The following is a 23416-nucleotide window of genomic DNA, read 5'->3' on the forward strand; positions in this document are numbered from 1 at the left end:
TGCAATGGCATAACAACTCGATGCAATGGCATAACAACCCGATGCAATGGCATAAATGCACTTTTTAATGGGGAGTAACAACGTGCTTCAAAATCTAAGCAGAGAAACATAAATGCGATCGCGACAAAAGGCGATGTCGGAGACAAGCCCTACGGGTAAATCCTACGGATACGCTGCGCGAACGCCAGTTCCTTTATGCCGGGGAACCCGTCCACCGGACTGGCTCACCGCTTTGCGTCTACGCATTTATTGCCTAATAGAGCTAGAGTTCTTTGCTAAAGCAGTGAATAAAGCATTAAAATTTCTAACACCTCAAAACTGAAGTGTCACTAGCGGGGATACTATTAGAAAATATGCAGTTTTTTTTGATAGAGGCTGCAACAGAAAATAGCAGAGGTTAGAGCAATGGATGAGCGTCATCGTTACTTACAAATCGCTCTGATTATTGTCGGAATTGCCTTTCTACTTATCTATCCACTGACGAAGATTTGGGCATCAGGCTGGTTATGGCAACCAGGTCAGTACGAATATGAACAAATGATCATTGGTGTTTATGCAACGCTTGGTGTCTTTTTACTATTAGCTTCTCGACAACCAGAAGCTAACCTCAGTTTAATCTGGTTCACTGTCTGGTCAAGTTTAGCCCATGGGCTAATTATGGGGGTACAAGCAGTAATTGATCCTGCTGAACGTGGACACCTCTTTGGTGATGTTCCAGCATTATTATTGGTGGCAATTGTCCTTGCCTTCCTAACGCCGCGCAAAGTGGTGTCTAGTACATAAATAAGCGTGGAATGTCTTTGTATTTCCAAAAATGAATAAGCAGTAGCTATTGCAGCAAAATCAGAGAAGTTATATTGAGGAGACTAAATTCTGAGAAAGGAGGACTTGCAAACCAGTGCTGCTTTAATTCGAGAGCAATACCTTAAAAAACCCATTGGTAAAAGCAATGTTGCGATTGGTGTGCTGTACCTCAGTGAGAATGTAGCATTTTGTGCAGGAGCAACTTCTAGAGGTGGTAGCAAAAGCCCGATTCCTCAGATACCCAAACCCAAGTCGGCAGGAGGGCAGTTTGAACCAGCGACTGACTCTCGTACTCAACGCCTGATGGACACTGATGCTGAGTACAAAGTTTTGTCTGAAATTGCTGATACCCTTGAGATGTTTTACGATCTTCAAGTAGAGGGTAAGCTCTATCTTTATACTGAGTTCCAGCCATGTGAAAGTTGTAATAGTGTTGTGAAACAGTTTGAGGAGAAAATCATCACCAATCTCATATTCACCTGTCTCAACATTTATTGAGATTATTTTGCCAATATTCTCTGGTGTTTCTACTTGAGTGCGGATACTGTTCTCATAAAGTTCTTTGCCACGTTGGGTAATTTCTTCATCACTAACTTTAGGGTAGGACATATCAACAATTTTCTCTGTCTAAGTCCGTGGACTCTCATCATTATTGTAGAATACACGGCTTACCGCCTCGCTTATCTGGCTCAATGATAATAATATTGCGATCGCTCATGGTGTTTGCAGACTGCATAATATCCCTCTCAGCCTAAAGCAGGTTAGCATTGTGCTGGAACAGGCGGTAGTAAGAGCGATCGCTTTTCAAAATAATTGCAAGATGATAGGAAAGATATAATGCGAGAGCTATATGTCATTTCGCAAAACCTTAAACGGCTGATTGTTACTTTCCCATACACGAATTTCTGAATAGAGAAGTGTTTCACGAAAATAAACTGCTTCATAAGCAAGCCGCAAATTACGCTCAAGGCTGATTGGTTCAACATCAGAAGGTTTATTTGAGCCGATTGTTTTGCGTAAGCTGAATGACAAGAGTTCTACTAGGTCATGACCGCAACAGACTTGCCAAGGATCGTGGCTATTATTCTTTCGGCTAATTAGCCGTTGTTGCAGGTCTTCATCTCTTAACGAGAAGGCTTGTGATTTATTTTTTATTTCTCGAATCAGTTTAAGTTCATCAATTTGCAGAGTTTGCTCGTCAATGAATTTGCTGAATGTAATACCATCAAAAGTCAGGTTTAATCCGTCACTCTGAGATATCCAAAGAAAATAACCCAACGACATCCCGGTTTCAAGTAATGTTAATCTTATATCTCGATTAAACTGGCTAATTTTCTCTTCAGAACCAAACTCAGCGACTACTTTGTTAAACGCTGGTGATTTAATCAGCATAGTTTCAAGGTCATGGGTGTCAGTGCGAAGTAGATTAGGGCTACTGTATGACACAGTTGCAAGGCGATCAAAATCTGCATCAACAATCGCTAAAATGCCTTGAAAACTTGATTTCTCTAAAATTTCCAGCACAGCAATAACACGCAGTTTACTGGATGGTTTTCCCGAAACGGTGATTAATTTACAAGCTAATGTATCAACAAAGCGCTCGTAGAAAGTTTTATCTGAACCACCTTCTACTAATAAAAAAGTTCCTGAATAAGTGCTTCTTTGTAGTCGAATGGAGTTGGCAACACGGTCAACTGAAAGCAAATCTCTCACTTTTCTATTCCTTTCAGTTCAACCGTTAAATCCCAGCGGTCTTGAATGATATCTGGTGAATGAGTCGCCATTAAAACATCTAAGTCTGCAAGCTTTGTAATTTCTTGCAAGTCCTTTAAAAATTGAATTTGCCATCCTACATGAAGAGATAGTTCAGGCTCATCAATTAAGACGAGAGAGTTAGGCTGAACTTTAAACAATAGTTCATATAGAAGCACTAATTCATGTTGCTCGCCAGATGATAAATCTGTTGGTGAAAGAGTTTTTGAATTAGATAGTTGAAAGCTATAACGTGTTGTGATAACAAATCCTTTATCTTTGCTGAAGTTTATTTGTTTATATGAGTAGGCAAACTTATTATTAATTATCTTTCTTAATAATTCGATTTTGCTTGCTATTTCAGCAAAAACACTCAGCTTCTTTTCCACATCCTCAACATATACAGACAAAGCATTTTTAGTGCTTTCATCTATATCTTGAGGCTGGATTTGAAATTCTGTATCCTCATCTTTATCTAAAAGACCTACTTCTATAAGACGAGAACGTGTCGCTTCAAGTTCGTTTAATTGATGACGAAGTTGTTCATCTGTTAAATCTGCGGATGGCTGTTGCTTTACCACTCTAACTGGAAAAGTTCTGTCAAGAGATTGAGATATTGTACCGTATTCCTTAAATTTATCTTGCATCAGTTTAGCAAGTTCATTAGAGTAAGCAGACACAGTTGACAATATTGATGGTGTTTCACGCTCTGATCTGGAAGAAGTGTTAGTAACCAAGTTAAGCAAACGTTGTGATTCAATGAGGCGAATATGAATATTGCTCTTCAACTTGTCTAGCCACTCAGGCTCTTCTTTTGACTGGACATTTGTATACGTTTTTAAAACCGCTATAAATTCTTCAGAGAAAAACCTAGGTAATGTTCGTTCTCTTTCTACTATTACATCACCAGAATAACTAATTGCAGGTTGTCTATCATCACGAATCTTTCTTTGTTGCAAATCAAAAGAAACTGGCTCCGAATCAAGCTGATAAAAAGTAAAAATAATAGCATGATTTTCCAACTCTTCTACATCATCGGCATCTTTTATTATTTCAAAACTACTGTTATCATCAAATTCAACTCGAAACTTGCTAAAAGGGATAGCTATCAATTCTGAGTATTGAGAGTTGAATAAACTATTTAAAATTCTTAATATTGCTGTTTTACCAAAACCATTTGGGCCATGAATGATGGTGATTCGTTCATCCATATTCAATGGAATCACATGGTCAAAAATTCCAAATAAGCCACTGACGGAAATTTGCTGAATTCGCATGGTCATTAAGTCCTATAGCCATTGGCTTCATGACCTTGATTGTAACCTCTATCTTCTTTTGCAAAGCAGAGGAAACACAAAGGCAGATTTTTTGTATCTGTTTAGTGTAAGCCGAAACAAATTCTAAGCTACCAGCGATCGCAGCATAACAAGTTGCGTATCATTAAACACAGCAAATTAGACAGATGAGCTTTTGAGGAAAAGCTTGTGAGCTACTTGTAGTAATTCTTCTAGTAGTCGCACAAATACTTTAAACTATGACATCCAGCGTTCAAATTTCCCCTGAACTTTGCGAAGCTGTTCTCTACGATAAAATTAATGATGCTGCCATTGATGTACAGCAATTAATGAATTCCCAGCTGTATGACCAAGCCCTGAAAACATACCATCAAATCCTCAACAATGCTGCACTCCTCAGCAACGCTGAACAACAGGGATATGTAATTGTCAATCTCATCCGAGATGAACGCTTTGCTTTTCAACCCTTAACTCAACTCCCGCGCCAGGAACAAGATAAGTGGGTTGAGTGGCTGGGGAAGGTGCAGGAGTATGCGCTGAATTTGGGTGAAGATGCAAGTCTGTCCATTGCACAACATTTAGAACTAGTTGCAAAAGGCTATCAAACTCTGGGAAGAACCGATCTCGCGGCGATCGCACTTCAACAAGCCACCCAAGCAGCGCAGCAAATTTCTGAACCCATCAATCGTGCCAATGAATTCATTCAACTGGCAACTATGAGGCTGCAATTCCAAAATAAAGCGGAAGCGGAACAAGCACTCACCCAAGCTTTGGCAGCTGTTGAGCAAATTCAGAGTGACGATCCCTACTCTCAGTGGAATTATCTGTTTTCTATTGCATTGCTGTATATTCAAGCGAGTGAACCACAACGCGCCTTGGCATTAGCGGAAAAAATTGCCAATGACTATTCCCCTAACTCAATTCGTCAAGAAGTCGTGCGCGATGCTGTCAAAAGAGGAGATTTGCAGTTAGCGCAAACTGTCACTGCTAAAATTCAGATAGCCGAATACCAAGCTAATGCTTTGGTGGAAATGGCAGTTTATTGGGCAACTCATAATCAAGTTCGACGTGGTAATCGCCTGTTTGCCCAAGCCTTGAAACGCGTTGCGAAAGACGATCACGCCGAAGCTATACAATCAACACTGATTCAAACTTACCAAACATCAGGTCAACTCACCATTGCCCTGAATGCAGCCCAACGAATCACCCTGGATGAACCAAAGGCGCTGGCTTTGGGTGCAATTGCCCTTGGCTATGCAAAAGCCAATCAATTCCAGCAGCTGCAACAGGTTCTTGCCCAACTCACGGGTTTAATTCAATCGGAAGCCGCCGTGAATCCGGTTGGTTACGTAAACAATATACTGCAAGCTGCTGTGAATGCAGAACAGTATAGTTTTGCAATGATGGTTTTAAATACGGTGCAAAATAACGCAGATTTTCTCTCAAAACCGGGTTGGTATCGACAAATTGTCCAAGCACCGCTGCGTTCGCAGAATTTCGACAAAGCACTGCAACTGGCAAAACAGATTCCCAATGATTTTTGGCCCGAGGAACGTAACACCCACCTGCAAGAAGTTGCGATCGCCTATGCCAATGCTCAACAATGGAGTCGAGCCAATGAAGTGCTGACACAAATTGAAAATACTACTTTCACCCCATATCAAGTATTAGCACGGGCGGAACTCGCGGCAATCGCACCGACACCAGAACAATTCATTACCCTGATTCAACCTGCAATTGAACAGGCACAAGCTTTAGAACCGATTGCCCAGAAAGCCTTGGCATTTGCTGCGATCGCTCAAGCATATCTGCGTTCCGGGAATGAAGAACAGACACAATCTTTTCTCCAGCAAGCCATCCAAACGGTGCAGCAAGTAGAAGATGAGGAAAGTCTCGGTCGTCTATTTACGCAGATCACCGATTATTTAATTCAACAGAGACAATATACTGCTGCTCTAACAATAGCGCAAGCTAATTCAGTCTCCTACTTGCGGGAATCCAGCTACGATTTGATTTTCCAACAAGCACTCCTATCCTACGGCTTTTATGTCGCGTTGCAAGTAATGGAATTAGAATCGTTACCAGATAGACAAGCAGCAAAACTGCTAGCGATCGCCAAAACCTACGCTCAACTCCAACGCAATGAAGATGCGCTCGTATTACTTGATCGTGCTTTTAAGGTGGCTCAACAAATTGCCGATCCAGAAAGCCGCATGATTCAAGTCAGCGAGTATACGGAAGTACCTGATGAGAGCGATCGCGCTCACCAATACACCCGCTTGGTTAAGCTGTATGTCGCCTTGGAACGACCGGATAAAGTCCAACAAGTAATTGAGAGAATCCAGTCAACAACACTGCGGGATTACCTGCAAGCCTGGATTCATTGTTAACATCATGTCCGGCAATGTTTCTACGTAGGGTGGGCATTGCCCACCAAAACCCGGATATGGTGAACATTGCCCAACGTCAGATGCTACCCTTTAGTCTCCTATCTTTCGTATCTGCCGTCTCTATCGTATCTGTCGTCTCTATCGTATCTGTCGTTTCTTTCGTATCTGTCGTCTCTATCGTATCTGTCGTTTCTTTCGTATCTGTCGTCTCTACGGTTTCTGTTGTATCTATCGTTTCTTTCGTATCTGTCGTATCTACGGTTTCTGTCGTTTCGGTCGTATCTGTCGTTTCTTTCGTATCTGTCGTATCTACGGTTTCTTTCGTATCTGTCGTTTCTGTTGTTTGTGCGATCGCCAACTATAAACTGAGCTCGGCAACCATTTCGCACCCAAATACGATTTCTGCTATAGCCCCAATTATCTTGACAACTGGCGTTGGATAATTGCCTGACAAGTCGCACTCTGCCTGTTGAAGGTATCGAACAACTACTGCCCCGATTATCGTAGCTTTCACAAGTTATTACCTGCTGAGCTGAAGCTGGGGGAGCCATAGTAAAAAACGTACCTATACTAAGGCTTGCAACTATAAACGTGGTAGCGATTGCTGGACAGCGAATAACCATAATTAAATGTTTAGCTGTTTACAAAGTCTCATAAGTTAATTTTAACTTAACTCGTATTCTGCAATATTAAAATTACTTGAGGATGCAATATTTCTTTATTTTCTCTCAAAAATTCAAAAAAAAATAAAAGTAGTAAAGTTATTTTTGTTTTAATAAACTTAAGTTGAAACAAATTAGTGCTAAAAGCAAAGTTCATCGTGCTTACGAAGAACAAGCACAGAGACATTCTTCATTAAAATACTCAACACATAGTATCCCAACGTTAATGTTTTGATATTGTTCGGACACTTATGAATCGGTAATTTTCACTGTTTATAAATTCCTACAAATATGGCTGTCAATTAATTAAGATTAAGTTTCATTGTGAAAGATGTACCACCAACTCGGTTGATTGTCTCACTATTATTAATTACTTCCCAGCCAAATCGTTTATATAAATGCCAGGCTGGATTTGAGCTTCTAATACTGAGTGATACTGATGGGTAAGAGGCTTTTGCTGCTGCCAACAAATGAGTGAGTAATTGTGTTCCTATACCTTGATTTCTATATTCGGGTAGAACAGCGATCGCTAGTTCAGGGGTTTGATTATCAACATAACCATACCCCTGATTTTCATCTGTCAGTAAACGCAGCCATGCAGCCCCTACTGGCTGATTACTGCTTACCAAGGTAGCAACAAAGCCTATATCATTTTTACTTCCCCAGTTTTTGACATACTTAGCCAAATCAGGATGATTCATCGCATCTTGCACTGTCAGGTTTCCTTCCTCTGCCATGTGCGCCGCTTCATACAGCATTTGCCAGAGAAAAGGCTCATCTTCTTGTGTAAGTGGATGAATTGAATACTCCATATTAGCTATGATCAAAGTTAGGGTAAATTGCTGAGTGGACTTAATAAACCGTCAATGCTGACAAGATTTTTTTTCTGTTGATACTCTCGAATTCCTTGTTCGCCTTTTTTAGCAGCCCAATTGAGTAAAGTTTGGCGCTGGCCTTGATATTCATAGAGTGGTACACCAAAGCCACAAGAACTTTGCACTCGTTCAATATCAGCTACGATAATTTGACGAGTTCCAGGAAGATGAGGAAACACAGAGTATATAGAGTCCCAATCTGGGGAATTGGGTAAAAGCGTGTATCCTCGACCGTACAGACGCAAGATGCTGGCAGGTTCTTGAAAGGCACAAAACATAATCGTAATCCGCCCATTTTCTTGGAGATGAGCTGAGGTTTCGTTACCACTACCTGTCACATCTAAATAACATACCCGATTCGGAGAGAGGACGCGAAAACTTTCTAGTCCTTTAGGAGACAGGTTAATGTGCCCTGTTGGACTCAAAGGTGCGCTACCAACGAAAAAAATGTGCTGGGCTGCAATAAATTGTTGCAATTCTTCAGTTATAGAGTCAAAAACTTTAGCCATAAAATTCCTAATTATGATTAAATTTACAAATTTTCCATGTTATCAGCCTATTTCTTACCTAGCAATAGAGCAGACCTTGACTTTTGGTCTGATATAGGTATATGCGGAAGTATTTGAATACTGCACGAAAATACGAAGTAGTGATAAATTCTCATGCATAATTAATAATTGTTGTTATTAGATTGTTAATTAGCCCCTAAAAGTCTGGAGTATAAGTCATTCAAGATGAATCCACAACTCCACAACATATCTGGTTTTAGGGTGGAGGCTGTGTTTATAAAACATAATCTACACGCAGTGCTATCTGACCAACGGCTTTAGGAGCTTGGCGCACGATGTTCACACTAGCTGGATTTACCATTACATCTTTACTAAAAGAAGGATCAAAAGCAGTTCTCTACCGTGGGATCAGAGATAAAGATCAAACTTTGGTAATTATCAAGGGTTTGCGTCCAGAAGCTTGTAATTTGAGAAATATTGAACAATTAAAACACGAGTATGTAATTGCTCAACGCTTAAATACGCCAGCAGTTGTCAAAGCCTACTCCTTAGAGCTACATCAGGGAATACCTTACTTGATTTTGGAAGATTTTGAGGGGCGATCGCTCGATCAACTTTTGAGCAACTTTCGTGAGCCTAGTTCGTTTCTCAAGATTGCCATCCAAATAGTAGAGGCGATCGCCCAAATTCACAAGTGTAATTTAGTCCACAAAGATATTAAGCCTCAAAATATTATTGTTAACCTCGAAAGCAATCAGGTGAAAGTCGGTGATTTTGGCATTGCATCCTCAATCCCTTACGAACCTCAAGTAGCAAATAATTCCCATCTCATTGTCGGTAGTCTACCTTATATGTCGCCAGAGCAAACTGGGCGGATGAATCGAGGGATTGATTACCGCAGCGATTTGTATTCCTTGGGAGTCACTTTCTACGAAATGCTGACGGGTCAATTACCATTTCAGGGCAACGATCCCCTAGAATGGGTGCATTGTCACATTGCTAAATTTCCCCCACCACCAATAGAAGTAATACCAGAAATTCCCCAACCACTTTCTGATATCGTCATGAAGCTTTTAGCGAAGGTAGCAGAACAGCGTTATGAGAGTGCTTTAGGATTGCGGTTTGACCTGGAATATTGCTTAGAAAAATTACAAAGTCAGGGGAAAATTGATTTTTTTGCTTTAGGTCAGCAGGATTTTTCCGAGCGGTTACAGATTCCACAAAAGCTCTATGGTCGAGAGTTAAAAATTAGCAAGCTACTAGAAGCATTTGAGCGAGTCGTTGCTCAAGGAACACCGGAAATCATGCTCGTTTCTGGTTATTCTGGGGTAGGAAAATCTTCATTAGTTAATGAGCTACAGAAGCCGATTGTAAAAGCAAAGGGCATTTTTATTACAGGTAAGTTTGATCAATATAAACGGGATATTCCCTACTTCACCCTGGTTCAAGCATTTCAAACGCTCGTGCGCCAGATTTTAACAGAGAGCGAAGACAAATTAACTACCTGGAAAACGCGAATCCAGGCAGCATTAGGAAACAGCGGCAAACTGATTACCGATGTGATCCCAGAAGTTGAACTGATTGTGGGAAAGCAGCCCTCTGTTGCTGAATTAGGGCCAGCGGAATCCCAAAACCGTTTCAACATGGTTTTTCAAAGCTTCATGAGTGTATTTGCTCACAAGCAACACCCCCTGACAATATTTCTCGATGATATGCAATGGGCAGATAGCGGCACTCTGAATTTGCTCCAAACGATTATTACCGGATCAAGTCTACGATTCCTCTGCTTGATATTTGCCTTTCGAGATAACGAAGTTGACCCAGCGCATCCCTTCAGCTTAATGCTGAGTAAGCTGCGTCAAAGCAAAGCTAAGATGACTGAAATTTTACTTGCTCCGCTCAAGCTAGCTGACATTAATCAATTGATTGCTGATACTTTGCATTGTTCGAGGGAACAATCTGCTAGCCTTGCCCGATTAGTTATCAGAAAAACCAATGGTAATCCTTTTTTTACCAATGAGTTTATTAAGACATTATATAAAGAGAACCTATTAAAATTTGATCGCACAAATCGATGCTGGCATTGGGATCAAGCTCAAATTGAAGCTCAAGGTATCACAGATAATGTGGTTAGTTTGATGATTGCACGAATGCAAAAACTGCCACAACCAACCCAGCATCTACTAAGATTAGCATCCTGTTTTGGCAATCGATTTGATTTAACTACATTATCAGTTATTAACGAAAAATCACCAAATGAAACGATAGCAGATATTTGGGAAGCGATTTTAGAAGGCTTGATTGCGAGCGTTGATAATAGCGACGTGGTGAAGAAAACTTACCGATTTCAGCATGACCGAATTCAGCAAGCTGCCTACTCCTTAATTCCTGAAGCACAGAGAAAAGCGATTCATCTAAGAATTGGACAGATGATGCTTCAGAATACGCAGCCAGAGAATTTAGAAGATTCACTATTTGATATTGTCAACCAACTCAATATGGGAATTGAACAGATTACCAATACCGATGAAAAGGCTCAATTGGTAAAACTAAACTTTACTGCTGGAAAAAAAGCAAAAGCTGCGATCGCTTATGTACCCGCTTTAAAATACTTCAATTTTGCTACCCAACTCCTACCCGATGATGCGTGGGATTTACAGTATGAACAAACATTTTCTCTCTTTCAAGAACGGGCAGAGTGCGAATACCTAGCAGGAAATTTAGAGCAAGCAGAAGAGTTATTTAAAATTTTATTAGGTAAAGCTCAATCTCATGTTGAGCAAGCCAACATTTATATTCTACAACTTAGGCTCTACCAAATTTTCGGCAGATATGAAGAAGCGCTGGCATTAGGAATAGAAGCTTTAAAAATATTCCAAATAATTCTTCCCGATCCAGATTCAGACGAACAAGTACAAGTAGCCACAGAAATTGAAAAAAGCCAAATAACAATCAATTTAGGCAAAAGACAAATTTCAGATATCCTCAACGCCCCTGTTCTTCAAGACCCAACTCTTAAAATCATAATCAGCCTACTCACCACATTAGGCCCACCTTGCTATCTCGGCAAACCTAGCTTATTTCCATTTGTCGTTCTCAAAGCAATTAACTATTCTTTAAAGTTGGGGAATACAGAAGATTCATGTTTTGCTTACAGTATGTATGCCATGCTGTTAGTCTCTATTTATGACGATATTCCCGCTGGTTATGCATTTTCCCAAATGTCTATTCAGTTAAATCAAAAACTGAATGATCCGAAATTTAAAGGCACAGTATTACACATTCATGGCAGTCATATCAACGTTTGGTATAACCATATTTCCAGCAATATCCCGTTTCTAGAACAAGGATTTATTGGTTGTGTGGAAGCCGGAGATGTGACGATGGCTAACTACAATGGCTTTCAAGGCTCTTGGCAGTTGATAATGCTAGGAAATCCACTTGCAGAAACTTATAACTCAATCGATAAATACGCTAGTTTTGCTTACCAATCCAAGCACGAAGCTGTCTACCAAACGATTAGGCTGCAACAGCAATTGCTGATGAATCTGCGCGGACTAACTCATCATCCTCTAACTCTCAGCGATGATAACTTTGATGAAGCGATCGCCTTTAATATCATTACTGAAGCTGGATTTGTCAGTGGAATTATCTTTTATCACATTATCAAATTAATAGTGCTTTTCACTTATGGTAAAGAGGCAGAAGCATTGCAGTCTGCCTTAAAAATTTCCACCTTGCCAGTTACAACATTAGCTTTACCAATTGAAACAGACTATGTGTTGTATTACTCGCTAATTTTAGCAGCACTTTACCCAAAAGTATCTTCCCAAGAACAAAAACAGTTTTTAGAAAAGCTGAAAAATCATCAATCTCGCCTACAGTATTGGGCGGAACACTGTCCGGCTAACTTCTTACACAAATCTCAATTGATAGCTGCGGAAATAGCTAGAATTGAAGGGCAAGATTTGGTGGCGATGCGTTTATATGAGCAGGCGATTTCCTCAGCCCACGAACATAGCTTTGTCCAAAACGAAGCTCTAGCTTATGAGTTAGCCGCTAAGTTTTATTTAGCTAGAGAGTTTGATAAAATTGCCAAAACCTATTTCCAAGAAGCGAAAAATGCTTATCTTCGTTGGGGAGCGATCGCCAAAGTAACCCAGTTAGAAGAGCATTATCCAATTTTCTTACCACGACAGCAGCAAGCCGATAACGGGACATTTTTAAGTACTACTGAACAACTAGATTTTTTATCCATTGTTAAGGCTTCTCAAACGATATCCAGTGAAATTGTCTTCTCTAAATTATTGAAGACATTGATGCACATTGTAATTGAACAAGCAGTCTCAGAGATTGGCTATTTGCTGCTATATCACCAACAGAATTTGACCACAGCTTTAAAAGCCAAGGTCAATAAGAAAGAGAACATACTTAATATTTCTCAGCCGTTCTCTAATAGTGAACTTTCACAGCTGATGCCGCAATCAATTTTGAATTATGTTCAGCGCACTCAAGAAGCTGTGATTTTAAATAATGCTGCTGAGGACAATTTATTTTGTGAAGATGAGTATGTAATCCAAAAGCAGCCGAAATCAGTACTTTGCTTGCCGATTACCCGTCAATCCCAATTTTTGGGAATTATCTACTTAGAAAATAACTTAATTACAGGCGCTTTTACCCACGAAAAGCTGGCAGTTCTAGAAATTTTAGCGGCACAAATTGCGATTTCTTTAGAAAATGCTCGACTGTATCAGGGGCTGAAAGAAAGTCAAGAACGACTGAACTTAGCATTAAAATCTGCTCAAATCGGTGTCTGGAGTTGGGATATTATCAACGACAAATTTTACTGGGATGAGCAAATTTATCAACTGTTTGGAGTTACACCCGGAACTTTTAGTGGCACATCAGCAGCAGTTTTGGCACGCTTGCATCCCGACGATCGCGAATTGCTCGTGCAATCATTGAGCCGAGCGATTAACGAAGGCGTCGAGCATGATATGGAGTATCGGATAATTTGGAACGATGGCAGTATCCGTCACATTGCTTCTCGGGGTCGAGCCTTTTTTGATGAGGAGGGTGCAGCAACTCGGATGAGTGGTATTGTGCTTGATATTACTGAGCGCAAACAAGCGAACGTACAGCAGTTACAATTGTTGCGAGAGCAAACAGCACGGGCAGAAGCAGAACAAGCCAACCGAGCCAAAGATGAGTTTTTAGCAGTCTTAGGGCATGAATTACGCACACCCCTCAATTCGATCATTGGCTTTAGCGATTTGCTATTAAAAGGTAAACTCAAGGGAGAAAGTGCAACCAAAGCTTTGCAAGCGATCGCACGCAACGGTAAGTTACAGGCACAACTGATTGAAGACTTATTAGATGTATCGCGCATTATCACTGGCAAAGTCCGCTTGGATGCTCATCCCATCCCACTGCATTGTGTAATTACAGCAGCTTTAGATACTGTACATTCGGCTGCTCAAGATAAAGGCATTCAGCTACACTCTGTTGTTGACACGACTGTTAGCCCCGTCTTCGGAGACCCAAATCGCTTACAACAGGTATTTTGGAACTTGCTTTCCAATGCGATTAAGTTCACCCCTAACGGCGGCAGAATTGACCTGCGGCTAGAGCGTATTCAGGACAAAGCAGTAATTACCGTTAGTGATAACGGTCAAGGAATTGAGCCTGATTTTTTGCCCTATATTTTTGATCGCTTCAGACAAGCTGAAAGCAGTACAACTCGCTCTCATAGTGGTTTGGGGTTGGGGTTAGCCATTGTTCGTTATCTGATCGAACTACATGGTGGCAACGTTACAGCTCATAGTCAAGGCAAAGGGCAAGGAGCAACCTTTACGGTGACACTTCCTCTGTTATCCGCCCCTGATTTGACTGTAGTAAAAGTAGAGCATCCGCATACGCTCATATCTGAGCAATCGGCAATACTAAGTGGAGTAACGGTATTAGTCGTAGATGATGAGGCAGATGGGCGAGAATTACTCCAAACAGTGCTGAAACAGTGCGGAGCAGAAGTTGTGACGGCCAACTCAGTTAAAGCAGCCCTAGAAATACTCAATTGCGTTCAACCAAACATCATAGTTAGCGATATTGCTATGCCAGAAGAAGATGGTTATGCTCTAATCCGTCAAATCAGGATGATGTCATCAGAACCTATAGGACAAATACCAGCGATCGCGCTGACCGCCTACGCCGCCGAAATAGACAAGCAACAGGCACTAAAAGCAGGATTTAAAATGCACCTCTCTAAGCCTGTAGACCCTGAAGCAGCCATAGAAGCGATCGCCACTCTTGTGTCTCAAGATCGTGCTGGGATGGAGATTGGGCATGGGGCATTGGGGAATAGGGAACAATGATTAATTATTCTTGCTTTCATAATATTAATTCTCCAAAATTTAGTAACAGAACCAAACTCAGAAACCGTTGTGTAATCTGGCTTTCTTAATGAGCGAATTTTGAATTTTGAAATGCTTGATTTTTCTTTTGACTCTCCCATACAACAGATCCACAGCGAAATTACCTGTCGTGCAGGAGTTGATTTGTATGTGTTGCGTCTTGATTGTATGCACCCGTGGGTTAACGGCAATAAATGGTTCAAGCTAAAGTACAACCTCTTAGAGGCTAAACAGAAAAACTTGACAACCCTGTTGACCTTTGGCGGTGCTTATTCTAACCACATCTTTGCTACCGCAGCAGCCGGCAATCTTTTCGGATTTCATGCCATCGGAGTTATCCGTGGGGAGGAGAGGTTACCACTAAACCCCACACTGAGTTTCGCTGTACAGCAGGGTATGCAGTTGATTTATCTTGATCGCCAAACCTATCGCCAACGGCACACAACAGAATTACAAGCAGACTTACAGCAACGCTTCGGTGAAGTGTTCATTATTCCTGAAGGTGGCAGCAACCTCAACGGTGTGCGCGGCTGTATGGAAATAGTTAGCAATTGGACGGAATTTGATATTATCTGCGTGGCTTGTGGTACAGGTACTACCCTAGCCGGAATTGTCCTTTCATTGCACCCAGGGCAGCGAGCTATTGGTTTTCCTGTCCTGAAAAAGGGAGAATTTCTGGCAGAGGAAATAGATAGTTTACTGACGAATTATTTAGCCTCTGATTTACCCGCTCCCGATCGCGCGAGCGCATCCTGGGAACTGATGTGTGATTACCACGCTGGTGGTTATGCCAAGGTAAACGATGAACTATTAATGTTTAGCCAGCAGTTCACACAAGAACACGGTATACCTCTGGATTACGTATACACTGCCAAAATGTTTTACGGCGTGATGGATTTGCTCAAACAGGGATTTTTTCGTAAAGGCGATCGCCTGCTCTTGGTACACACTGGTGGTTTGCAGGGGAATCGGGGGCTGGGGATTGGGGGATAAGGCGACAAGGGGATAAGGGGACAAGGGGACAAGGGGAAAGAACCATGATTAACTCTTGCTCCTTGTCCCCCCATCCCCCATGCTCCTTGTCTTCTTTATCCAATCCCCAAATCAATTCAACGGCTCAACTATGCCTCTAAAACCGTTGCTATTGAGTGTTCTCAACATAGCATCAGCGTTATCACGACTGTTAAAAACTCCCGCTTGCATGAAGCTTCGTCCCCGCGCAACTGTGGAAAAAGAACCAGGGACAAGGTATCGCACTAACTCTTGATCCCTTGGAGATACTACTTCTATTAGTACGCGGTAACGTACACCCATCGGAGTTGCACCAGCATAAGGCGATGAACCGCCATAGGCTCTAGTAGAATAACTTTGAGCTACTGGCACTTTTCGCATATTGCGAGTATTGCCCATAGGAATGATGGTATTGGGAACGGGCAAAAGATTTGAGTTCGCCACGGGAGCAGCTTGTCGCCTTGATGATGGCTGCCGTTTACCCCTAGCACTGCTTGCAGGGGGCTTTGGTACAGAGTTGAATGGAGGCTGGGGTGAGGCAAACTCAATTGTACGAGTTTCAACCTGCACGTAATTCAATTGTGGTAGATCAGGCAGATTTCCTGGCGCTGGAGCAAGTCTCGGCTGTGGGGGAACAGGATTGCCCACTCGTATTGCTCTACCTGGTAAGCTGCTAGGGACAGGAAATCCAGCAACGCTAGAGGTAGGTGTAGAGGTGGGTGGTGGCGGTGGATTCAACCTGGGAGCCAAACGTGATGTATTAGCTGGGTGCAGTGGCATTAATTGAGTGTTCAATTTGCCAGTGGTGATGTTATGTGGGGAATTGTTGTTGCCGGGAAATGATGGACTCAGACCGTTAGGAGTTTCAGATAATCCAGGCGCAGAGAAGACAATTTCCCCATTTACAGGCATTTCCTCTGGGCCACCGCTACGTACAGAGGTTGGTGAAAATCTTTGGGTTACGAGGGTTGATTGAGCCTTGATATCAACCTTACCAGTGACGCGATTGCTGGCAAGGGTGTTACCAGAGGCGCTAATCATTTGTTTGGCAGCGTTGGCGTTAATGTCGTAGCGTGCATTGTTACGAAATTGATTATTGCCTGGTTCAAAAGCATTGCCTAAATCTGGCATTGCTTGAGCGATCGCTACTACACCATCTTCTTGACTGCCCTCGATGGCATTATTCCGCAAAACTGGGTGAGCATTGGCTTGCACTAAAATTCCCGATCTATTTTGCTGAATTTGATTGCTTGTAATCACTGGTGCAGCATTTTGGGCAATATTAATCCCAAAACCAGTTTGGTAAAAAACATTTTCTCGCACCTGGGCTTGAGAATTCCCAGCAAGTGTGATTCCATTGGCTCGATTGCGATTAAAGTTATTCTGGCTAATAGTCGGTGCTGCATTGCCAGTGACAAAAACCCCATCTTGGGTACTGCCAGTAAATGTATTTTGTGAAATTACCATCTTGCCGGATTCAAGCCACAAACCATAACCACGAGGATTGGAGTTTGTTACTGTTACGCCAGTCACACCTGCTTGGTTTGCCCCTACAATGGTCACATTTTGACCACCAAAACTACGGCTGAGGTAGCTACCACCTCCCTGAATAGTAATATCTTTGCCTTGAGTTTTAGCATCTCCTTGAATTGATACACCTGGCCGCAGTATCAAGGGAAATACCTCTCCAGTCTCAGCACTGTAAGTGCCTGTAGAGAGCGTAATGACAGTATTGGGAGTGGCTTTTTGCAAAGCTTGGGTAATTGTTTTTAAAGGGGTGCTTTCACCACCATTGCCCGCAATGTCATTTCCAATACTTGGGTTGACAAACAGGACGTTAACCTGAGACATTGTTCTTTCACCCAAGGGCGTTTGCCCAGGAGCGGGTGGCATCTGAGCAACGGCGCTGCCAAGGCTTGAGCCTAGTAACGTCATCCCGGCTACACCTACGCCAACGCTAAAACACAACACGGGGGAATGAGAAACTGAAAACAGGGCTAATTCCAAAAAAGAATATGGTTGCTCAACCTTGGCAATCAACTTTGTTGGCAATATTTCTGTTTTACGGTACTTAGGAAACACAACAGGGGGTATCAACTTACAACACTCCTAAAAAAAATAATAAATTTTCATACTCTGAGATATTTCATACTCTGAGACATAAGTATGTCAATAATGTTACTCAACATATTGACCAACTGGCTATGGGGTATACGGAATAGAAAATAGGGGTTGAAAACTAGGAAAAATTTTACCAACATTAAATACCTGAAACCTAGTACCCAATATCTTGTACCTTGTAAATTATCAACGATGCGAAAAACATTGCGAATATGAGAGAGGCTGGCTGGTACGATGAAGGCAATAATGGGGTTGTTGTAATGGTCGAGCCATACAGCCAAGTAGAACAGACACAGCAAGTTGTTTACCGCATTTTAGACGCCAACTTGGATCGCGCCCGTGAGGGCTTGCGAATTATCGAAGAATGGTGTCGCTTTGGCTTGAATAATGCCCAGTTCTCTGGGGAATGCAAGCACTTACGCCAAGAGATAGCTAACTGGCATACCGCTGAAATCAGAGCGGCGCGAGATACACCGGGCGATCCTGGTACAGATTTAACTCATTCTCAAGAGGAAAAACGCGCTAGCATTAAATCCTTATTGCAAGCTAACTTTTGTCGTGTACAAGAAGCACTGCGGGTGTTAGAAGAATACGGCAAGCTTTCTCACCCCAATATGGGAAAAGCATTTAAGCAGATGCGATATCAGGTTTATACTCTAGAAAGCAATTTGATGGGTTATCAGCGCCATCAACAGCTGTGGCGATCGCGTCTATATCTTGTCACCTCCCCGTCAGAAACTTTGTTTACAACGGTTGAAGCTGCTCTCAAAGGCGGATTAACTCTGTTGCAGTACCGTGAAAAAACTGCCGATGACGCTTTACGTCTAGAACAAGCTAAAAAATTACGGCAGATCTGCCACACCTATGGCGCTCTTTTCATCATGAATGACCGTGTAGATTTGGCTTTAGCGGTAGATGCAGATGGAGTACATCTAGGACAGCAAGATATGCCTATTGCTATTGCTCGACAATTACTCGGTTCGCAGCGCTTGATAGGCCGTTCTACCACAAATTCGGAAGAAATGCAAGCAGCGATTGCCGAAGGTGCAGATTATATCGGTGTTGGGCCAGTTTATGAAACTCCTACCAAAGTAGGTAAGGCAGCAGCAGGCTTAGAATATGTCAGCTATGCTGCCAAAAATTGCCCAATTCCCTGGTTTGCGATTGGGGGAATAGATGCAAATAATATCAATGACGTACTCGATGCTGGAGCAGAACGTGTGGCGGTGGTGCGATCGCTCATGCAAGCGGAACAACCTACTTTAGTTACACAATATTTCCTCTCCCAACTGAATCGGATTAAGCCAGAACCTTCCCGAATTCAAAATTGAAAATTTAAAAATCAAAAGCTAAAATTTAACATTTATGAAGTTCTGGGTAGAAACTTTTACTACTCAGAATTTTCTCAAAATTGCCAATTGTTTTTAACAAGTTTATGACAGATTATGTCTAATCAAATTACGCTTCATGTCAATGGGGAAATTCATAGCTGTTTATCCCCAACGCCTTTACCCGAATTACTTCAGCAGCTTGGTTTTAATCCCCGCTTGGTGGCAGTAGAATATAATGGCGAAATTTTACATCGTCAATTTTGGGATCAAACCACAATACAACAAGGCGATCGCTTAGAAGTTGTCACCATTGTTGGTGGTGGTTAATTTAATAAAATATTGGGATAAGACTCAGGCTTGTATAGCAAACGGTGAAGGGTTTTACGTTTAGCTAATTCTCTACCTTTGTGACCGAGTTGTTCACGTAACTGCTGGTCTTTACACAAGCGATTAAAAGCTTGAAAAACTTCATAGCCAGAATTGGGATTAACCAAGATACCGTTCTCTTCATGGTGAATTGCATCGATAACACTACCTAAACGAGAAGCAATCACGGGTTTACCAAAGTAACTCGCTTCTAAGTAAACGATGCCAAAACCTTCTACATTGTTAGCTTTAGTTTCCAATAAATTCAGCATTGCGAATATATCACAGGCTGCATAATAGCCAGCTAATTCGCGATCGGGTACATATCCAGCAAAGTGTACTCTTTGTTCCACCCGCAAGCGTTGGGCTAGAGATCTAAGTTCCGCTTCACAAGGCCCTTGGCCGCAGAGTATATAGTGGACATCCACTCCAACAGTCAGCAGTAATGGTAAGTTATCAATTACGCGGTTAAAGCTTTTATGTTTTACAAGTTGTCCCACTGAAAGAATAACTACTGCTGTTTCGGGAATGTTGTACTGCTGACGCACACCAGCGCGTAAATCGATAAGATTACCTTGACTCGCTACTAAGCTAAATTTTTCCGGTCTAACCATCGGGTTAATTACATGAGTAGGGGTACTCAATCGAAAAGTAGCTCTGAGGTAATCTTGTGTATAGGAACTGTTACAAACAATTCCTTCAGCTCGTTTAAGAGTTAATTTAAATAGCGATCGCCATACAGCATTGCGTAAAGCACAACGAATATCATTACCGTGAAGATATATAAAAAAGCGAATAGGTAAGAAATAGCTCAATAGCAACAGTGACGGAAACTCGTAGCAGTGACCCCACTCAATATAACGGTAGTGATAGCGAAAATAAAGTTTGATTGCTAGTACAAATGAACAGATCAGATTGAGCAGAGGATTCAGAAAACTCCAGAATTTAGGAACTGGCCAGCGATATATAGGAAATTTTTGAGCTTGGTCAAATACTTTATCACCTGAGCAACTAGCAGCTAAAACAATTACTCGCTCTGGATCTTGGAGACAGCGATTATAAATATATTCCCCAATTACAGGCTCTTGCGGTAGGAAGCTACGGGATATTACGAGAATATCTGGAAGTGCAGTTTCGTCTCTAACTTGTGCCGCCAGTTGTGAAATATGTTCCATAATCAATTCGATAACTATACTTCAAACAATTGAAAATTGTTTATACTGTCAACCAGGGCGAGGAAATTAGCGCTGATTTGCTACTACCCTTTGGTAACTTGGGAGTCCAATTAAGGACAAAGTAGGACGCTGTTTTACTTGACGCCAATTCCACGTCACTCTCCTCAACTCTCAAAGAGTGAAAAAGTGGCTCCTTCGTTAGGGACAACAGTATAAAAGGCCATCTTCCTCAGTGGTATCAGTAGCTTAAGTAGTTTACCCATCATGCTGTCTCCACTAAATATTGAGCAAATTTTCCTTTTGTAAATTTTTGTAAAACTAATTGGCAACTTATTAGCTCTATATCTAATTTTCTTCTGTTTTGCCGTTGTAGCCAATGGCTACGTCGTAAAAACCTGGAGAATCCATCCTTTTTAACACTAATTTTCGTTACCTGTAATTAATTTAAGGATCGCAACAGTTTTTAGGAATGATTATCTTTCTGCCTTTCATGGCTTGTAGAAACATACTTCTCAATCCTTATTTAAGCGATCGCTGTACAAAAAATTCAGCAGTATTTTAAAACAGTAGCTAAAAGTATTTGATTTTTAATTTTGTTATTTTAATTTAATCTTAATTTCTAATAACTGGAGATTTTGTCTAACTAATTGACAATTACGAAAGTTTGCTCTAGTAGAAAAAAAGTAATTATAGACTGTTGTGCTAGTTGTTAAATATAGCTTTTATCAATAGGCTAACTTAAATAAATATGAAATTATGCCAAAATGCCAAAAAGTTTTTAGTTGCCTTATGAGCTTCAAATCAAGTGGTTACTTGGTATTAATAGATACGATGAATTCTGGAAACATCCACACCTTATAGGGCAGTTCCTCAAATTCTACCAACTAATTGAGATAGGTAAATGAGTTTCAAAACGACATACCAAGATTATTTGTTTGGTAATTTAATTTTACAAATTATTAATTTGAATTATTGTAACTAAGTTTACTATTTATCGTAATATAAAATAATTGTAAAACTTATTGATATATAATATTAAGCTTTTGTACCCTAATATATAATAACTCGGTTTGAATTTTGAAATATTACGTACACTTTAAGCTTAAGCGTAGCTTGGTCATTTTCTACCTAAATTGGATTCTAAAAATCAGATATCAATCCTATAGTATTGTAATGATTGGTAAAACACAATTTTCAATAAAAAATAACTATTAGAATCAAAGCGTACTAAAACTAATTACAACTATTGAGCTAAGACTATTGGAATAATCTTAAATACTTATTCATAAAACAATTGTTATTTGAAAATTTATGCTACCTTTCAAAACCGTAGGTTTAAATTGCCGTATCCACGCTCAGTATTGATGTATTGGCTTGATAATTTGGTGAACTACGATGAGATGGTGAAAGGCAAATAATTAATTGAACCTAAAAATTTTACTATAGGCAGAAATCTTGAGGTACGGTTATCTACTCAAGAAATCCCCCCTAGGCTTGCTGTCTAGGCAAGATTAGACGCGTTAGATTGAATATGTAGCCGACCAAGATGAAATTTACAGAGGGCTACTGCCGATCAAAAACTCGCTTGCTTGCTACGGGCTGGCGTCAGTGACCAAGCAAAACTCTCCCAGCAGCGTTGGGAGAAATCATCACCAAAACCGTTTTTCAAGCAATTGTGTTATGCGTAAAAAAATACAACTAGCCTTCAAACCACTGTTAAAAACTTTCTTTGTTCTGAGCCTGGTGTTAGCTTTGGCACTTGGTCACGCCGATGGAGCATTAGCCGCCCGTAGTGGTGGTAGGATCGGCGGTGGTTCCTTTAGAGCGCCTTCTAGCCGCACTTATACACCTCGCACTTACGCACCTCCTGGAGGGGGAAGCTACTATGCTCCTTATCCTGGTGGTGGTTTTGGATTTCCTTTCCTAATTCCCTTCTGGGGTATTGGTGGAGGATTTGGTGGTTTATTTACCATCTTAATTTTTATTGCGATCGCCAACTTCCTAGTGCAAAGCTTCCGCCGCGTCACTAGTGGTGATACCGCAAACGACGTAGACTATAGCAGCAACCCTTCTGTGTCTGTAACTCGCTTGCAAGTGGGCTTATTAGCTCAGGCTCGTGGTTTACAAACTGAACTCAACCACATTGCTGAAACTGCTGATACCAACTCCCCTGAGGGAAGAGCAGAAATTTTACAAGAAGCTAGCCTAGCTTTGCTCCGCCATCCTGAATACTGGGTATACGCCGGTGGTGGTACACAACAAGCTAAGTTAAATTCAGCTGAAGCTCAATTCAACCGTTTATCACTTGCAGAACGCAGCAAGTTTAGCGAAGAAACTCTGTCTAACGTCAACAATCAACTAAAAGCAGCCCTCGCTAAAGAAGCTTTACCTGCTGCTGACAATATCGAAAATCCCACCGACCTCATTACCTCTGGCCCTGGAGAATACATTATTGTCACCTTACTAGCAGCAACTCTAGGCAGATTTGAAATTCCCCAAATTAACAGCGCTGATGATTTGCGCCAAGCTTTACGTCAACTTGGTGGTATCCCTGGTGAGCAACTCTTAGCAATTGAAGTGCTTTGGACTCCTCAAGCTGAAGGCGATACCCTAACCTCTGATGATTTGTTAGCTGAGTATCCCGATTTGAAACTCGTTTAATTAAATCAAGCTGCTACAGCAGCATACAAACCGCTTCCTTAATGGCAAGCGGTT

At 41.3% G+C, this 23416-nt stretch carries 16 protein-coding genes and 1 pseudogene; 9 read left to right on the forward strand and 8 right to left on the reverse strand.

Features of this window, described 5'->3' with window-relative positions:
• Positions 1 to 112: 112 nt before the first annotated feature.
• From AC5JL8_RS04825 to AC5JL8_RS04835, 3 genes are all read left to right on the forward strand, one after another.
• Positions 113 to 322, forward strand: a complete 210-nt coding sequence (locus tag AC5JL8_RS04825; protein WP_495878643.1) for a hypothetical protein — start codon at positions 113 to 115, stop codon at positions 320 to 322.
• 83 nt (positions 323 to 405) lie between these two features.
• Complete coding sequence (locus tag AC5JL8_RS04830; protein ID WP_495878644.1) at positions 406 to 783, forward strand: DUF6632 domain-containing protein; 378 nt, start codon at positions 406 to 408, stop codon at positions 781 to 783.
• A 105-nt stretch (positions 784 to 888) separates the two neighbouring features.
• On the forward strand, positions 889 to 1302 hold the full coding sequence (locus AC5JL8_RS04835; protein ID WP_495878645.1) for a deaminase domain-containing protein: 414 nt from the start codon (positions 889 to 891) through the stop codon (positions 1300 to 1302).
• Between the two features lie 348 nt (positions 1303 to 1650).
• Here AC5JL8_RS04835 and AC5JL8_RS04840 read toward each other — a convergent pair whose 3' ends face one another.
• Both AC5JL8_RS04840 and AC5JL8_RS04845 read right to left on the reverse strand, forming a co-directional pair.
• Complete coding sequence (locus tag AC5JL8_RS04840) at positions 1651 to 2517, reverse strand: DUF4435 domain-containing protein (protein ID WP_495878646.1); 867 nt, start codon at positions 2515 to 2517, stop codon at positions 1651 to 1653.
• Complete coding sequence (locus tag AC5JL8_RS04845) at positions 2514 to 3833, reverse strand: AAA family ATPase (protein WP_495878647.1); 1320 nt, start codon at positions 3831 to 3833, stop codon at positions 2514 to 2516. The genes AC5JL8_RS04840 and AC5JL8_RS04845 overlap by 4 nt, the downstream gene beginning before the upstream one ends.
• 257 nt (positions 3834 to 4090) lie before the next feature.
• On the opposite strand from AC5JL8_RS04845, the gene AC5JL8_RS04850 reads away from it, so the two are divergent.
• A complete protein-coding gene (locus AC5JL8_RS04850) occupies positions 4091 to 6241 on the forward strand; it encodes a hypothetical protein (RefSeq protein ID WP_495878648.1) in 2151 nt (716 codons plus the stop codon).
• 76 nt (positions 6242 to 6317) lie between these two features.
• On the opposite strand, the gene AC5JL8_RS04855 is transcribed toward AC5JL8_RS04850, so the two are convergent.
• The 4 genes and pseudogenes from AC5JL8_RS04855 to AC5JL8_RS04870 all read right to left on the reverse strand — a co-directional run bounded on the left by AC5JL8_RS04855 (position 6318) and on the right by AC5JL8_RS04870 (position 8287).
• Positions 6318 to 6599: a hypothetical protein gene (locus AC5JL8_RS04855; protein ID WP_495878775.1), complete on the reverse strand. Its 282-nt coding sequence runs from the start codon at positions 6597 to 6599 to the stop codon at positions 6318 to 6320.
• Between the two features lie 52 nt (positions 6600 to 6651).
• A pseudogene (locus AC5JL8_RS04860) lies at positions 6652 to 6864 on the reverse strand (DUF3011 domain-containing protein); the annotation flags it as partial.
• Between the two features lie 341 nt (positions 6865 to 7205).
• Positions 7206 to 7715: a GNAT family N-acetyltransferase gene (locus AC5JL8_RS04865; protein WP_495878649.1), complete on the reverse strand. Its 510-nt coding sequence runs from the start codon at positions 7713 to 7715 to the stop codon at positions 7206 to 7208.
• 17 nt (positions 7716 to 7732) lie between these two features.
• Positions 7733 to 8287, reverse strand: coding sequence for a pyridoxamine 5'-phosphate oxidase family protein (locus tag AC5JL8_RS04870; RefSeq protein WP_495878650.1), 555 nt, complete (start codon positions 8285 to 8287; stop codon positions 7733 to 7735).
• 335 nt (positions 8288 to 8622) lie between these two features.
• Between AC5JL8_RS04870 and AC5JL8_RS04875 the strand changes: the two genes are divergently transcribed.
• A complete protein-coding gene (locus tag AC5JL8_RS04875) occupies positions 8623 to 14658 on the forward strand; it encodes an AAA family ATPase (RefSeq protein ID WP_495878651.1) in 6036 nt (2011 codons plus the stop codon).
• A 111-nt stretch (positions 14659 to 14769) separates the two neighbouring features.
• Positions 14770 to 15690, forward strand: coding sequence for a 1-aminocyclopropane-1-carboxylate deaminase/D-cysteine desulfhydrase (locus AC5JL8_RS04880; RefSeq protein ID WP_495878652.1), 921 nt, complete (start codon positions 14770 to 14772; stop codon positions 15688 to 15690).
• 111 nt (positions 15691 to 15801) lie between these two features.
• On the opposite strand, the gene AC5JL8_RS04885 is transcribed toward AC5JL8_RS04880, so the two are convergent.
• Positions 15802 to 17805, reverse strand: coding sequence for a DUF1565 domain-containing protein (locus AC5JL8_RS04885; protein ID WP_495878653.1), 2004 nt, complete (start codon positions 17803 to 17805; stop codon positions 15802 to 15804).
• Between the two features lie 236 nt (positions 17806 to 18041).
• Here AC5JL8_RS04885 and AC5JL8_RS04890 point away from each other — a divergent pair, with 236 nt between their 5' ends.
• Positions 18042 to 19160 carry a thiamine phosphate synthase gene (locus tag AC5JL8_RS04890; RefSeq protein ID WP_495878654.1) on the forward strand — a complete coding sequence of 373 codons (1119 nt, stop codon included), beginning with the start codon at positions 18042 to 18044 and terminating at the stop codon, positions 19158 to 19160.
• Between the two features lie 114 nt (positions 19161 to 19274).
• On the forward strand, positions 19275 to 19487 hold the full coding sequence (thiS, locus tag AC5JL8_RS04895) for a sulfur carrier protein ThiS (RefSeq protein ID WP_495878655.1): 213 nt from the start codon (positions 19275 to 19277) through the stop codon (positions 19485 to 19487).
• Here thiS and AC5JL8_RS04900 read toward each other — a convergent pair.
• The gene (locus AC5JL8_RS04900; RefSeq protein ID WP_495878656.1) at positions 19484 to 20701 is read right to left on the reverse strand and encodes a glycosyltransferase family 4 protein; all 1218 of its coding nucleotides are present in this window, start codon (positions 20699 to 20701) and stop codon (positions 19484 to 19486) included. The two genes, thiS and AC5JL8_RS04900, sit on opposite strands and share 4 nt — an antisense overlap.
• 1680 nt (positions 20702 to 22381) lie before the next feature.
• On the opposite strand from AC5JL8_RS04900, the gene AC5JL8_RS04905 reads away from it, so the two are divergent.
• A complete protein-coding gene (locus tag AC5JL8_RS04905; RefSeq protein ID WP_495878657.1) occupies positions 22382 to 23362 on the forward strand; it encodes a DUF1517 domain-containing protein in 981 nt (326 codons plus the stop codon).
• The last annotated feature ends 54 nt before the right edge of the window (positions 23363 to 23416 follow it).

Source organism: Mojavia sp. (genome assembly GCF_059505145.1).